Below are 14,058 nucleotides of genomic sequence, written 5' to 3'. Positions count from 1 at the left end.
ACGCTCCTGGTTCGGGGACCCGTCCAGTCTAGGCGCGGAGGCTGATCGCTCCCCGGGCGTGGCTCGGCCGCTCCACGAGTCTGCGCGCCGGGTACAGTCGTGGCGCCCCGTCCGCCGTCGAGAGGCCCGTGATGCCCCCGCGCCTGCGCCCCGGTCAGACCCTGCTGCTGGCCTCGCTCGTGTTCGGCCTGTTCTTCGGCGCCGGCAACCTGATCTTCCCCGCGTCCCTGGGCCGGGACGCGGGCGACGCGGTCACGCCGGCCACGCTCGGCTTCCTCGTCACGGCAGTGGGGCTGCCGGTCCTGGGCATCGTCGCCTCGGCGGTGACGGGGGCGCGCTCGGCCCGTGAGATGACGGTGCCCGTCTCCCGGCGCTTCGCCGTGGCGTTCACGTGCCTGCTGTACCTGACGATCGGCCCCCTCTTCGCCATCCCCCGCACCGCCACGGTGTCCTATGAGATCGGTGTCGCGCCCCTGGCGGGTGACGGCAGCCTGCGGCTGCTCGGCTTCACCGCGGCGTTCTTCGCGGTCGCCGCGGTCGCGGCGTTCCGTCCGGGCCGGCTCATGGAGTGGGTGGGGCGGTACCTGACCCCGGCGTTCCTGGTCCTGCTCGGCGCCCTGGTGGCGGCCGCCGTCGTCGCCCCGATGAGCACGGGCGCCCTGCCCTCGCCCGCACCCGCCTACGCCGACGGGGCGCTCGTGCGGGGCCTGCTGGACGGCTACACCACGATGGACGCGCTCGCCTCACTCGCCTTCGCGGTCGTGATCGTCGACGCCGCCCGGCGCCTGGGCGTGACGGGTCCGCGCCGCATGGCGGTGGAGCTGGGCAAGGCGGGGCTGCTCGGCGGCGCGGCGATGGCGGTGGTCTACGCCTCGCTGGCGTACATCGGCGCCACGAGCCACGGTGCGTTCGCGCAGGCCGCGAACGGCGGCGACGTCCTCGCCCGCACCGCGAGCCACTTCTTCGGCACGGCGGGCGCGTACCTCATCGCGGCCATCGTCTTCGTCGCGTGCCTGAAGACCTGCATCGGACTGATCGTGGCGTGCGCCGAGATGTTCGCGGAGATGTTCCCCGGGTCCTACCGGCTGTGGGCGGGCCTCTTCCTCGTGGTGTCCTTCGCGCTCGCCAACCTGGGCCTGGAGGCCATCATCGCCTGGTCCGTCCCGGTGCTGATGCTCCTCTACCCGATCGCCGTCGTCGTCATCCTGCTCGGGCTCGCCTGGGCCTGGGTGCGGGACCGCCCGGCGGTGGCCCGCTGGGTGGTCGCCTGCACGGGGTTCGCCGCCGTCTTCGACCTGCTGGGCGCCCTGCCGGAGTCGCTCGGAACGACGGCCCCCGTCACCGCCCTGACGGGCCTGGCCGGTCGGGTGCTGCCCGGCTACGCGGTCGGCTTCGGCTGGGTGGTCCCGGCGCTCGTCGGGCTGGTCGTCGGCACGGTGGCCGCCGCCTCGCGGCCCCGCCCGCGCCGGGGCGAGCGGGAGGCGACCCCGATCGCCGCCGGCCACGGGCGCACCGCCGCCGACTAGGGTGGAACACATGCCCGAACCCACCCCCGCATCCCTGCGCATCGCCGTCCTGATGGACAGCGACAACGTCTCCCCCAAGTTCGCCCCCCTGATCCTCGAGGAGCTGGCCACCTACGGCACCCCCACGATCAAGCGCGCGTACGGCGACTGGACCACCACCAACCTGAACGGCTGGAAGAAGGCGTTGAACCACCACGCGATCCAGCCGGTCCAGCAGTTCGCCTATACCGTGGGCAAGAACTCCTCGGACTCCGCGCTCATCATCGACGCGATGGACCTGCTCTGGATGGGCAACGTGGACGCGTTCGCCCTGGTCTCCTCCGACTCCGACTTCACGCGCCTGGCCACCCGCCTGCGCGAGGGCGGCAAGCGGGTGATCGGCCTGGGCGCCCGCAAGACCCCCGCCTCGCTGCGCAACGCCGTGGACCAGTTCATCTACCTCGAGCTGCTCGGCACCGCCACGGACCAGGACGTCGACGACGACGAGACGGGTGAGGACGCCCCCGCCAAGGAGGAGAACGCCAAGGCGTCCGAGGGCTCCGGCCGCTCGGGGTCCCGCCGCGGCGGTCGAGGCCGCGGTCGCGGGTCGAAGACCACCGACGCCACCGACACCCCCGAGGCCACGGACGCGGACGCCGAGGCCCCCGCCGCCGACGCGGCGCCCGCCGGGGACGCCGCCACCGGCAGGGACGGGAAGGGCCCGGAGGCGAAGTCCGGAGCCGGCCGTCGGGGCCGCCGTGCGTCGTCGTCGGACGTCACCGAGGACCCGACCCCGCCCGAGGTGCCGGTCGAGGCCGAGCCCGAGCACGACGAGGCCGACGCCGCCCCGCGCATCGACCTGCAGGCCGCGCTCACCAAGGCCGTCAACGCCACGAGCACCGACGACGGCTGGGCCACGCTGTCCCTCATCGGCCAGCACCTGAGCCGCACCCACGTGGACTTCGACCCGCGCGACTTCGGGCACTCCAAGCTCTCCACCCTCGTGGAGGACCAGCCGTACCTGCGCACCCGCACCGAGGGCCGGACCATGGAGGTCTCGCTGGTCCGCCGCCGCAGCCGCCGCGCCGAGGGCTGAGCGCCGCGGCCCGTCGTCCCCCGCGGCCGGCGGGCCGGTCCACCGGCCGTTCACCCGCCGGCCACCCGGCCACCACGCCCGCCCGGTAGGCTCCCCGCCATGGGGAACACGCTGGACTTCCTGCGCGGGGTCGACCGCCTGCACGCCTTCTACACGGAGAACGTGCGCATGCTCGCCCACGCCTACGACCTCACGGACGAGGAGGCCTCGCAGCTGCTGTCCAACACGGGGTTCAACAACGTGGCCGTCGCCATCCTCCGCGAGCCGCGGGTGGACCTGATGGCCTCCGCCACCGGCGTGCCGCAGGACGAGAGGCACGACGCCGGCCCCGCGCCGACGGAGGACGACGCGACCGACCCGGACGGCGACCGCCCCGACTGAGCCTCGCCTCGCGTGCGGCCGGGCGGCTCAGGCCGCAGCGCGCAGCACGGCCAGCACTCCGGCCGCGTCCGGCGTGGGGGCCGTCCCGAGCAGGGGCAGACCCCGCCGCGCACACGTGTCACGGGTCGGCGCGCCGATCGCCACGAGCCGCACCCGCTCCCCCACCAGCGGCGTCAGCCCCGCGGCCACGAACTCCTCCGCCGCGGAGGAGCTGGTGAGCACCACGGCGGTCCCCGCCGCGACCGCGGCCAGCCGCGCGGGCGTCACGACGTCCCCCCGGCCCTCGTCCGCCGCCGCGTCGAGCAGCCGCCTGCCGGCCTGCGCCGAATACGGCACCGTCCGGTAGGCGAGCCCGGTCCGCACGTCCCAGCCCGCCGCGCGCAGGCCGTCGGCGAGGCGGGGCCGGGCCCGATCGGACTGGGGCAGCCACGCACGGGCACCGCGGGGGTGCAGGGCGGCGAGTCCGGCGATCAGGCCCTCGGCGGAGCGGTCCTCGGGCGGCAGCCACGGCGCCGCGTCGCAGCCCGCCTCGGTCAGCACCCGTGCCGTGCCCGGTCCGGTGACCGCGATCCGCGCACCCACTGGGACATGGCCGTCCCAGCCGACGGCCCTGAGTGCGCGCACGGTGTTGGGGCTCGTCAGCACGAGCCAGCGGGACCCGTCCGAGCGCCCCGGCCCGGCCGCATCACCGTCGACCCCCGCCCAGTCCGCGAGCAGCGCGCGCAGCGGGCCGTCGTCGTCGGGCAGCGCGAAGTCGGTCAGCGGCAGGAAGCCGACCCGCAGCCGCCGCCCCGCCACCTCGGCGCCGGCGAGACCGGCCTCGAGGTCGCCGGCCTGGGCCGGCTGGCGGGTGAGCAGGACGCGCATCTCAGGCCGGGTCGTCGGACTGCGGCGCGGCCTCGAGGGCGGTCGCGGACACCCCGCGCACCGTGCCCGGCAGCAGGTCCGCGCCCTCGGCCACGAACTGCTCGGCCACGTGGACGCCGAGCGCCTCGGCGGCCACGAACAGGGTGTCCTCGAGCCACTCGTCGGCGGCCGCGGGGTCCGCGGCCAGGTCCTCGGGGACAGGGTCGAGCTGCACGGAGGAGGTCCGTCGCAGCACGCGCGAGCCGTCCACGGCGGCCACCATGGCGGTCATCTCGATGCGCGGGGCGCCAGCCTCGCCGTCCACCACGCGCGCCACCGCGCCGATCGGGGCGGCGCAGCCGGCCTCCAGGCGGCGCAGCAGGGCGCGCTCGGCCGTCACGGCCACGTGCGTGGCGCGGTCGTCCACGAGCTCGAGCCCGGCGCGCAGGCGGCCCACCGGAGCGTCCGGCTCCAGCAGGGCCGCGCCGAGGAAGGACTCGTCCTCGGCGCGGACCTCCACGGCCAGGGCGCCCTGGCCGGGGGCCGGGACCATCACGTCCGGGTCGATCCGCTCGGTGATCACGTGGTCCAGGCCCAGGCGGTCCAGGCCGGCGCACGCGAGGATCACGGCGTCCAGGTCCCCCCGCGGGGAGCCGGCGGCGGCGGGGGCGCCGTCGTCGTGCTGCTCGAGCCCGGGCACGCGCGCCAAGCGCGTCTGCACGTTGCCGCGGATGTCCACGAGCACGAGGTCCGGGCGCAGGGCCTTGAGCTGGGCCACGCGGCGCGGCGAGCCCGTGCCCACGCGGGCGCCCTCGGGCAGCGTGGCCAGGGTGAGGCCGTCGCGGGCGCACAGGGCGTCACGCAGGTCGGCCCGCTCGGGCACCGCCGCGATCTCGAGGGTGTCCGGCTGGGCCGCCGGCAGGTCCTTGAGGGAGTGCACCGCGAGGTCCACGGCCCCGTCGAGGATCGCCGCGCGCAGGGCCGAGGCGAACACGCCGGTCCCGCCGAGGGAGGCGAGCGAGCCGGTGGTCACGTCCCCCTCCGTGCGGATCACCACGAGCTCGTGGTCGAGCCCGGCGCGCTCGGCCAGGGCCTGGGCCACGTGCGTGGTCTGGGTGGTGGCCAGGGCCGAGCCCCGCGTGCCGATGCGCAGCGTGGACATGGTCCTCAGCCCTCCTCGGTGCGGCCGGCCGGCGCGGTGCCGGCCTCGTGCTCGGTCAGGCCGCGCACGTCCGCGTCCACGGCGGAGGTGGTCGGGCGCACGGTGCCGTCGCGCATCACCTTGGTGCAGCAGTCCGGCCGGCACACGTCGTACCAGGCCGGGAAGCAGCCGGCCGCGGCGCGGCCCTCGCGCCGGCCCAGCCGCTCCTCAACGATGTCCACGAGCCCGGAGACGAACCGCGGGTCGGTGCCCGGGGTGGGGCTGCGCCGGAACCCCACTCCGAGGTCGGCGGCGGTCTGCCGGGCCTCGGTGTCGAGGTCCCAGAGGACCTCCATGTGGTCCGAGACGAAGCCCAGGGGCACGACGACGAAGCCCGCCACGGCACGACCCTGCGCGTCCGTCTCGGCGTCCTCGCCCGCGAGGTGCTCCATCGCGTCGTTGATGTCCGGCTCGAGCCACGGCACCGAGGGCGGGCCGGAGCGCGACTGGTACACGAGCGACCACGGCACGTCCGCGGCCTCGGGCACGCCGGCGAGGATCTCACGGGCCACGTCGAGGTGCTGCGCCGAGTACACATCCGCGCCCTCCTCGCCCGGCTCGGCGCCGGCCTGGGCGCGCAGGTCGGCGGCGAGGCCGCGCGGGCCGGCGGCGGCGGCGTCGGAGGTGGGGATGGAGTGCGTGGCGAAGAGCACGTGGATCCGCGCGTCGTCCCCCAGCTCCTCGCGCAGGGAAGCGAGGTCGGCGCGCAGGCCGTCCCGGAACGGCTCGATGAAGCCGGGGTGGTTGAAGTACTGGCGCGTCTTGTCCAGGTCCACCTTCCCGGTCAGGCCGGTCTGCTCCATGGCCATGCCCATGTCCTCGCGGTACTGGCGGCACGACGAGTAGCAGGAGTACGCGGAGGTGGTGACCGTCAGGATGCGGCGGTGCCCGTCGGCGTGCATCCGCTCGAGGGTGTCCGGGAAGTAGGGCTCCCAGTTGCGGTTGCCCCAGTACACGGGCAGGTCCAGGCCGCGGGCGGCCAGCTCGTCCTCGATGGCCGCCTTCAGCGCGCGGTTCTGCGCGTTGATGGGGCTGACGCCGCCGTTGGCGCGGTAGTGGGTGGCGACCTCCTCGAGGCGCTCGTCCGGGATGCCGCGCCCGCGCGTGACGTTGCGCAGGAACGGGATCACGTCGTCCTGGCCCTCGGGCCCGCCGAAGGAGGCGAGCAGGAGGGCGTCGTAGTCCTTGGGGGCCATCACGCCGCACACGTCGAAGTCGACGCCGGCGGCGGCCTTCTCGGGGGCGCGCAGGGTCGGGGCGACGCCGGCGTCCGGGCCGGTGTGGACGGGCGCGTCGGCGCGGGGCTCGGGGGCGGCGGTCATCAGGCCAGCACCTCCAGCAGGTCGGCGGTCTCCACGAGGCGGCCCGTGTAGAACGGGACCTCCTCGCGCACGTAGAGGCGGGTCTCGTTGTTGCGCAGGTGGCGCATCATGTCCACGAGGTCCTTGAGCTCGGGGGCCTCGAGGCCCAGCAGCCACTCCCAGTCGTTGAGGCCGAAGGCGCTGGTGGTGTTGGCCCACACCTGCGGGAACTCCTGGCCGAGCTGCCCGTGCTCGCGCAGCATGCGGGCGCGCTCCTTGGGCTCCATGACGTACCAGTCGTAGGAGCGCACGAACGGGTAGAAGCACAGCCACGGCAGGGCCTTGCGGCCCATCGCGAAGGCGGGGATGTGGTCCTTGTTGAACTCGGCGAGCCGGTCGGCGCCCATCGCGGAGAGCACCATGGTGGTGCGCTCGAGCAGGCGGGTGCGGCGCAGGCGGCGGATGGCGGCCTGCAGGTCCTCGGGCACCTGGCCGTACATCCAGACCATCACGTCGCCGGCCTCGCGCATGCCGGAGACGTCGTACACGCCGCGGACGGTGACGCCGGCCTCGGCGAGGTCCGCCACGAGGGCGTCGAACTCCCGGACGGCCTTCTTGGCGTCGCGGCCCTCGAGGCCGAGCCAGCCCGGCTGGCCCTGGGGGCGGGCGAACACGGTGTAGGTGGTGAACCAGTCCTTGCCGGCCTCGGCTGGGGTGGTGGTGGTGTCCTTGGTCATGGTCCTCTTCCTCGGGATACGGGGGCGTGAAGGGGTGGGCGGGGCGGGCTCAGCCCGCGGGGGTCGGGGCGTCGAAGGCGCGGTCCACGCCGGCGACGACGGCGGCCAGCCCGGTGCCGTGCACCCAGCTGCCGACCAGGTCGAGTCCGGCCTGGCCGCGCGACCACGCGATGAGCGCGTCGGCGGCCTCGCGGTCCGGGCCGGCCTGCGGCGGGATGGAGGGGCGCCAGCGCACGACGGCGCGGGCCACCACGTCCTGCTCGGACAGGGGCACGCCGGTGAGGGCGGCGGCGTCGACGACGGCCCGGGCGAGCAGCTCCTCGTCCGTGCTGCGGTGGCCCAGGCCGCCGGGCTCGGCGCCGGAGCGGCCGTAGGAGAGCCGCACGACGTGGCGGTGCGGGTGCCGGGCGACGCCGTCGTGGTCCGGGCGGGCCACGACCTCGCGCAGCCACGCCCACTTGGCGGTGGCGTGCGTGAGGGCCTTGGCGGCCACGTCCGTGCCGGCGCCGACGAGCACGCCGGTGCCGCGGGGGGCGGCGTCGAGGCCGGGGGCCTCCACCACGAGGGTGGTGAGCGCGACCCCGTCGCCGAGCGCGGGGCCGGCGTCCGGGTCGAGGTCGCCGCCGGAGAGCGGGGCAAGCAGGTCCCACGCGGTGGCGCCGTCCACGGCGAGCACCACGCGGTCCACGTCGAGGCCGCGGACGACCTCGTCGTCGCGGTCGGAGATCTGGGCCCACCAGCCGCCCGTGGCGGGCACGCGGGACAGGGCGGCCACGCGCACGCCGCGCAGCACGGTGGCGCCGGCCTCGCGCAACGCGTCCACGAGGCGTCCGGTGACGCGGGACATGCCCCCGTCCACGCCGGCCACGAGGGAGCCGGGGGTGCTGGAGCCGCGCAGGGCGGCGACGCCCGCGGCCAGGCCGCCGTGCTCCACGGCGGAGGCGAGCAGGCCGGGGGCCACGCGCTCGAGCTCGACGACGGCGGGGTCGGCCGAGTGCACGCCGGCCACCACGGGGGCCACGAGGCGCTCGAGCACCTCCTCCCCCAGGCGGTCGGCGACGATCGCGGCGACGGTGACGGGCTCGCCCGCGGCGAGCGCGTCGGCCCAGCGGTCCATGGGGGCCACGGCGTCCTCGCGGGCCCGGGCCAGGCCCGGTCCGCTCAGGGCCGCGGCGAGGTCCTCGGCCTCGAGGTCACCGGGGATGCCGGCGAGGCCGAGACGGGGGGCGGGCACGGGGCCCGCGGGGCCGTGCAGCCAGGAGCCGAGGGGCTCGGGGGCGACGACCTTGCCGCCCAGGCCCAGCTCCTCCAGGAGCGCGCGCACGGCGGTGCCGCGCACGGCGAAGGACTCGGCGCCGGCGTCCAGCTCGAGCGTCTGGGACTCGGGCGCCCCGGTCTCCCCGTGCGAGGGCACGTCGAGGAAGCGGGCGGAGACGGCGCCGCCGAGGACCGAGGTGGCCTCGGCGAGGGTCACTTCCCAGCCTGCCGCGCACAGGCGGTGCGCGGCCACGAGGCCCGCGATCCCGCCGCCGACGACGAGCGCCGTCCCGCTCATGCGCGCCCCTCTCCCGCGGCGGCCCCGGCCGGCGGGGCGGGGTCCTGGCCCTCGCGCTCGGAGACGGGCAGGGAGTGGATCAGCTCGACCACGCGGGTCAGCACGGTCGGGTCGGTCTCCGGGGGCACGCCGTGGGCCAGGTTGACCACGTGGCCCGGGGCGGCCGCACCGGAGGCGACGACGTCGCGCACGTGGGCCTCGAGCACCGGCCACGGGGCGGCCAGCAGCGCGGGGTCGATGTTGCCCTGCAGCGGCACGGCGGTGCGGCCGTCCGGGCCGGGGCGCTCGCTGAGGCGGCGGTGTGCCTCGGAGAGGGTGAGGCGGTGGTCCACGCCGACCGCGGACGCGCCGGCGTCGCGCAGGTGGTGGAGGAACTCGCCGGTGCCGGTGCCGAAGTGCAGCAGCGGCGCGCCGCCGTCCACGCCGGGGCCGGCCAAATCGTCGACGTGCGCGAGGGCTGCCCGGGAGTGCGGCTGCACGTGCTCGAGGTAGTCCTCGGCGGAGAGGGAGCCGGCCCACGAGTCGAACAGCTGGGCGGCGGAGGCGCCGGCCTCGAGCTGGGCCCGCAGGAACTGGCCGGACACGGTGGCGGCCCAGCCGGCGAGGGCGGCCCAGGCCTCGGGGTCGCCGTGCATCATGCGGCGGGGCCCGAAGTGGTCGCGGGAGGGGCGCCCCTCCACCATGTAGGCGGCGAGCGTGAACGGGGCGCCGGCGAAGCCGATCAGCGGGCGGGGCCCGAGCTCGGCGACGGTGGAGGACACGGCCTCGCGGATCACGTCGAGCGCGGAGTCCTCGAGCACCGGCAGGGCGGCGACGTCCTCGGCGGTGCGCACCGCACGGCCGAGCACGGGGCCCACGCCGGGCTGGATCTCCACGTCCACCCCGGCCAGGCGCAGCGGCACCACGATGTCGGAGAAGAAGATGGCGGCGTCCACGTCGTGGCGGCGCACCGGCTGCAGGGTGATCTCGCGCACGAGGTCGGGCATGAGGCAGGACTCGAGCATGCCGATGCCCGCGCGGGCCTCGCGGTACTCCGGCAAGGAGCGCCCGGCCTGGCGCATGAACCACACGGGATGCCGATCGGGCCGCTGGCCGCGCAGCGCGCGCACGAGCGGGCTGGCCGCCGTGGAGCGGGCGGGATCCTGCGTGCGCAACGGGTGATCGGCGGGCAGCGCGGGGGCGCCCGCGCGGATCTCAGAGGTCTGGGACAGGTCGGACATGCCCCCCAGTCTCCCATCGGCGACGGCGCGGTGGCACATCCGCACCGCCTGTGATGCCTCTCACGGCCGTCTCACGTGCGGGGCTCAGGCCGGGCGCGGGGCAGGCGACCCTTCCCGGAGCGGCCGCCGGGGCCGGGCTAGAATGGCGGACGTTGTGACTGTCTTCTCTCTCGTCGCGTCCCACCAGCACCTGGACCTGGACACCGTGGCCCGCCTCAGCGCCGGCGCCACCGGGGTCGGCCCGGCCCTGCCCGGAAGCGGCGCGGCCGGTGCGGTGGTGCTGGCCACCTGCAACCGCGTGGAGATCTACGCGGAGGCGGACGAGTCCGGCGTCGAGGCCGCCCGCGAGGGGCTGGTCGCCGCCGTGGCCGCCCACTCGTCCCTGCCGGACGAGGCCGTCCGCTCCGCCTTCCGCGTGCTCGACTCCGAGGCCACGGCCCGCCACCTGTTCGAGGTGGGCGCCGGCCTGGACTCCGCCGTGGTGGGCGAGCGCGAGATCGCCGGGCAGGTCCGCCGGGCCCTGTCCATGGCGCGCGAGTCCGGGACCGCGTCCGGCTCGCTGGTGCGCCTGTTCGAGTTCGCCACCCGCACGGCCAAGGACGTCGGCTCCCACACGGCGCTCGGCGCGGCCGGCCGCTCGGTCGTCTCCGTCGCCCTGGACCTCGCGGAGGAGCTGCGCGGTCTCACCGACGCTGCGGCCCAGCGCGACTTCTGGGCCGGTGCCACCATCCTGCTGATCGGCACGGGCGCCTACGCCGGCACTACGCTCGCGCAGCTGGCGGACCGGGGTGCGACCACCGTCGGCGTGCACTCGGCCTCGGGCCGCGCGGAGCAGTTCGTCGCGGACCGCGGCGGCTGGGCCCTCGCGCTCGGCGGCGAGGCCGTGGCCGGCGCCGTCGCCGAGGCGGACGTGATCATCGGCTCCTCCGGCGGCGAACGGCAGATCAGCCCCGAGCGCCTCCAGGAGCTGCGCGAGGACGCGGACCGCCCGCTCACCGTGGTGGACCTCGCCCTGTCCCGCGACTTCGACCCCGCGGTCGGCGACCTGCCGGGCGTCGACCTCATCACCCTGGAGTCCGTGCGCCTGGCCGCCCCGGAGCAGGCGCGGGCCGCCGTCGCCGAGGCCCGGGTGCTCGTGGACGGCGCCGTGGCCGAGTACCGCGACGCCCAGCGCGGCCGCAGCGCCGACGCCTCGATCAAGGCCCTGCGCCGCCACACCCTCGCCGCCCTGGACCGGGAGATGGAGCGCGTGCGCGCCCGTCACGGCTGTACGGCCGCCGCCGAGGAGGTGGAGTTCGCCCTGCGCCGCATGGTCAACCAGCTCCTGCACGAGCCCAGCGTGCGGGCAAAGCGGCTCGCCGCGGAGGGCCGACTGGACCGCTACGAGGACGGCCTCGAGGCCGTCTTCGGGATCGAGCCCCCGGGCTCGACGTCCTCCCCCGCCGAGCGTCCCGACGCCGGCTGTCCCGCCCACGAGGACGAGGCCGGCACGGCGCGCATCGCCTGAGCCCGCCCGCTCCCACGCCAGGAGGCACCGTGACCGACCGCCCCGCCCCCGCCGTCGAGGCCCCGGATGAGTCCGCGCGGTCCACCCGCCTGCCGCGCGAGGAGCGCCGCCGCCAGCTGTTGGGCTGCGCGCGCGCCGTGTTCGCCGCCGAGGGCTACGCCGGCGCGTCCATGGACCAGATCGCCGAGCGCGCCGAGGTGTCCAAGCCGGTGCTCTACCAACACTTCCCCGGCAAGCACGAGCTGTTCCTGGAGCTGCTCGACGCCGAGGTGGCCGACCTCCAGGAGCGCCTGGGCGCCGCCATGGACGCCCGCCGCGGCCGGGACAACCGCGAGCGCGTCCGTGCCACCGTGGCCGCCTTCTTCGAGTACATGGGCGCCCCCGAGCGCACCCACCGCCTGGTCTTCGACTCGGGCGCCGACCAGGACCCCGAGGTCCGCTCGCGCAGCGAGGCCGTGCACCGGCTGCTCTCCTCGGAGATCACCCGGACCATCAGCGCCGACACGTCGGTGGGCGAGGCCGAGGCCGAGGTCCTCTCCCGCGGGCTGGTGGGGCTGCTGCTGGGCGCGGCGCGGCACTGGGCCGACCGCCTCGACGTCCAGGCCCGCCCGCCCGCCGCGGAGATGGCCCGGACGGTGGACGCGCTGGTCTGGCGGGGCCTGGCCACGCTGCCCACGGACGAGGACGCCCTCTGACGCGGCGGCCCCGAGGCCGGTTTTCGCCCGCGGGTGAACGCCGCCGACGCCCCGCCGCGCCTCGTGCCCGTCCCGTAGGCTGACCGCAGACCGCACAGGACGCGACGAGGAAGAAGAGGTCCCCATGGAGATCCGCATCGGAGTGCAGCACGTCGGCCGCGAGGTCGTCATCGAGAGCGAGCAGCCCGCGGAGGAGGTCCGCTCCCTCGTGGACGCGGCCGTCGCGGACGGCTCCACCCTGGTCCTCGCGGACGCGAAGGGCCGCCAGGTGGTGGTCCCCGGCGACCGGATCGGCTTCGTGGAGATCAACGCGAAGAAGTCCGGCCCCCTCGGGTTCGCCGCCTCCTGACCCGCCCCGCACGCCCCGGTGATCCACCGGGGCGTGCGTCGTCTCCGCCGTCGATCCCCGAGGAGCCCGCCCATGCCGCACCGCGCCGTCGCCCTCCGCGGGCGCCCCGACCCGGGCCTGATCGAGCGCCTGGCCGCGCTGCGCACGGAACAGGAGCTGCCCGCGGGCTTCCCGCCCGAGGTCCTCGAGGAGGCCGACGCCGCCGCGCGGGACGTGCTCGCCGCGCTGGCCTCGGACCCGGCCTACGCCGACCGCACGGACGTCCCGTTCGTCACGGTGGACCCCGCCGGCTCCACGGACCTGGATCAGGCCCTGCACCTCGAGGCCGCGGACGGGGACGCGATCACCGTCCGCTACGCCATCGCCGACGTGCCCGCATTCGTCGCCCCCGGCGGCGCCGTGGACGCCGAGGCCCGCCGCCGCGGCCAGACCGTGTACCTGCCGGACGGGCGCGTGCCCCTGCACCCCGAGGCGCTCAGCGAGGACGCCGCCTCCCTGCTCCCGGACCGGGAGCGCCCCGCCTTCGTGTGGACCTTCGTGCTGGACGCCGCGGGCGCCGTCGTGAACACGTCCCTGCAGCGGGCCCGCATCCGCTCCCGCGCCCAGCTGACCTACGCCCAGGTCCAGGCGTTCCTCGACGCCCTCCCGGACGCCGAGGCCCCCGCGGCGCCGCGCCCGGGCCTCGACGAGGCCGACCACGCCGCCCACCGCGGCTGGGACGCGCCGCTGCGGAACTCCCTCGCCCTGCTGCCCGAGGTGGGCCGCCGCCGCGCCGCCCAGGAGGCCGCCCGCGGCGGCGCCTCGCTGAACCTGCCGGACCAGGAGGTCCACGTGGCCGAGGACGGCCGCCACTGCCTCGTCCAGCGCGCGCCCCTGCCCGCCGAGGACCACAACGCGCAGCTGTCCCTGATGACCGGGATGGCCGCCGCGCGGCTCATGCTCGAGGCCGGGGTCGGGATCCTGCGGACCATGCCCGCCCCGGACGCCGAGGCCGTGGCGGCCTTCCGCTCCCGCACGCGCGCCCTCGGCGCCCCGTGGGAGGAGGGCCAGGACTACGGCGCCTACCTGCGCACCCTGGACCCGGCGGACCCCGGACACCTGGCCGTGCTGCACGAGGCCACCAGCCTGTTCCGCGGCGCCGGCTACACCGCCTTCGACGCTCACGCCGAGGATCCCGAGCTGCGCACCCCGCCGTCCGAGCCCGAGCAGGCGGCGCTCGCCGCGCCCTACGCCCACGCCACCGCTCCCCTGCGCCGGCTCGTGGACCGCTTCGTGCTCGCCCTGTGCCACGCGCACGCCACCGGCGCCCCCGCTCCCGAGTGGGCCCGCGCGGCCCTGCCGGAGCTGCCCGCGCTCATGACCGAGTCCTCGCGGCGCACCTCGGCCGCAGACCGCGCCGCGACGGACCTCGTGGAGGCGGCCGCCCTCCAGGACCACGTGGGTGCCGAGCTCGCGGGCATCGCCGTGCGCGGCGTGAAGGGCGGCGCCGAGGTCTGGCTCCTGGATCCCGCCGTGACGCTGCGCGTGCCGGGCGAGGCCGAGCCGGGCACCCGGGTGCGGGTGCGGATCGAGGGCGTCGACCGGGCCTCGGGCGAGGTCACGGCCTCCGGGGTAGACTGGCCGCACAGCTCACGCTGACCCCAGGATGACCGGTCGCTCTCTGAT

At 76.5% G+C, this 14,058-nt stretch carries 13 protein-coding genes; 7 read left to right on the top strand and 6 right to left on the bottom strand.

Features of this window, described 5'->3' with window-relative positions; all coding sequences use genetic code 11:
• Positions 1-131 precede the first annotated feature (131 nt).
• The 3 genes from brnQ to HDA33_RS01800 all read left to right on the top strand — a co-directional run bounded on the left by brnQ (position 132) and on the right by HDA33_RS01800 (position 2,982).
• Complete coding sequence (gene brnQ, locus HDA33_RS01810) at positions 132-1,526, top strand: branched-chain amino acid transport system II carrier protein (protein WP_184170311.1); 1,395 nt, start codon at positions 132-134, stop codon at positions 1,524-1,526.
• Between the two features lie 10 nt (positions 1,527-1,536).
• Positions 1,537-2,601 carry an NYN domain-containing protein gene (locus tag HDA33_RS01805; protein WP_184170308.1) on the top strand — a complete coding sequence of 355 codons (1,065 nt, stop codon included), beginning with the start codon at positions 1,537-1,539 and terminating at the stop codon, positions 2,599-2,601.
• A 99-nt stretch (positions 2,602-2,700) separates the two neighbouring features.
• Positions 2,701-2,982 carry a hypothetical protein gene (locus HDA33_RS01800; protein ID WP_184170305.1) on the top strand — a complete coding sequence of 94 codons (282 nt, stop codon included), beginning with the start codon at positions 2,701-2,703 and terminating at the stop codon, positions 2,980-2,982.
• A gap of 27 nt (positions 2,983-3,009) precedes the next feature.
• Here HDA33_RS01800 and HDA33_RS01795 read toward each other — a convergent pair whose 3' ends face one another.
• The 6 genes from HDA33_RS01795 to hemE are packed head-to-tail and all read right to left on the bottom strand — an operon-like array spanning position 3,010 to position 9,842.
• Positions 3,010-3,849: a uroporphyrinogen-III synthase gene (locus tag HDA33_RS01795; protein ID WP_184170301.1), complete on the bottom strand. Its 840-nt coding sequence runs from the start codon at positions 3,847-3,849 to the stop codon at positions 3,010-3,012.
• Between the two features lies 1 nt (position 3,850).
• A complete protein-coding gene (gene hemC / locus HDA33_RS01790; protein ID WP_184170298.1) occupies positions 3,851-4,990 on the bottom strand; it encodes a hydroxymethylbilane synthase in 1,140 nt (379 codons plus the stop codon).
• A gap of 5 nt (positions 4,991-4,995) precedes the next feature.
• A complete protein-coding gene (locus HDA33_RS01785) occupies positions 4,996-6,351 on the bottom strand; it encodes a ferrochelatase (protein WP_184170295.1) in 1,356 nt (451 codons plus the stop codon).
• A complete protein-coding gene (gene hemQ / locus HDA33_RS01780) occupies positions 6,351-7,067 on the bottom strand; it encodes a hydrogen peroxide-dependent heme synthase (RefSeq protein ID WP_184170292.1) in 717 nt (238 codons plus the stop codon). Before hemQ ends, HDA33_RS01785 begins: the two co-directional genes overlap by 1 nt.
• A gap of 49 nt (positions 7,068-7,116) precedes the next feature.
• Positions 7,117-8,622: a protoporphyrinogen/coproporphyrinogen oxidase gene (locus tag HDA33_RS01775; protein ID WP_184170288.1), complete on the bottom strand. Its 1,506-nt coding sequence runs from the start codon at positions 8,620-8,622 to the stop codon at positions 7,117-7,119.
• Positions 8,619-9,842 (bottom strand): uroporphyrinogen decarboxylase, encoded by a 1,224-nt coding sequence (gene hemE, locus HDA33_RS01770; protein ID WP_184170286.1) that lies wholly within the window; start codon positions 9,840-9,842, stop codon positions 8,619-8,621. Before hemE ends, HDA33_RS01775 begins: the two co-directional genes overlap by 4 nt.
• A 154-nt stretch (positions 9,843-9,996) precedes the next feature.
• On the opposite strand from hemE, the gene HDA33_RS01765 reads away from it, so the two are divergent.
• The 4 genes from HDA33_RS01765 (at position 9,997) to HDA33_RS01750 (ending at position 14,031) form a co-directional block, all read left to right on the top strand.
• Positions 9,997-11,349: a glutamyl-tRNA reductase gene (locus HDA33_RS01765; protein WP_184170283.1), complete on the top strand. Its 1,353-nt coding sequence runs from the start codon at positions 9,997-9,999 to the stop codon at positions 11,347-11,349.
• A 29-nt stretch (positions 11,350-11,378) separates the two neighbouring features.
• Positions 11,379-12,044, top strand: a complete 666-nt coding sequence (locus tag HDA33_RS01760) for a TetR family transcriptional regulator (RefSeq protein ID WP_184170280.1) — start codon at positions 11,379-11,381, stop codon at positions 12,042-12,044.
• Between the two features lie 124 nt (positions 12,045-12,168).
• The gene (locus HDA33_RS01755) at positions 12,169-12,393 is read left to right on the top strand and encodes a DUF3107 domain-containing protein (protein ID WP_017489253.1); all 225 of its coding nucleotides are present in this window, start codon (positions 12,169-12,171) and stop codon (positions 12,391-12,393) included.
• Positions 12,394-12,465: 72 nt separating this feature from the next.
• Positions 12,466-14,031, top strand: coding sequence for an RNB domain-containing ribonuclease (locus tag HDA33_RS01750; protein ID WP_184170278.1), 1,566 nt, complete (start codon positions 12,466-12,468; stop codon positions 14,029-14,031).
• Positions 14,032-14,058: the final 27 nt, after the last annotated feature.

Source organism: Micrococcus endophyticus (genome assembly GCF_014205115.1).
Classification (GTDB): Bacteria; Actinomycetota; Actinomycetes; order Actinomycetales; family Micrococcaceae; genus Micrococcus; species Micrococcus endophyticus.
Note: the sequence above shows the minus strand (reverse complement) of the source record. Positions and strands in the feature narration are given on the sequence as shown.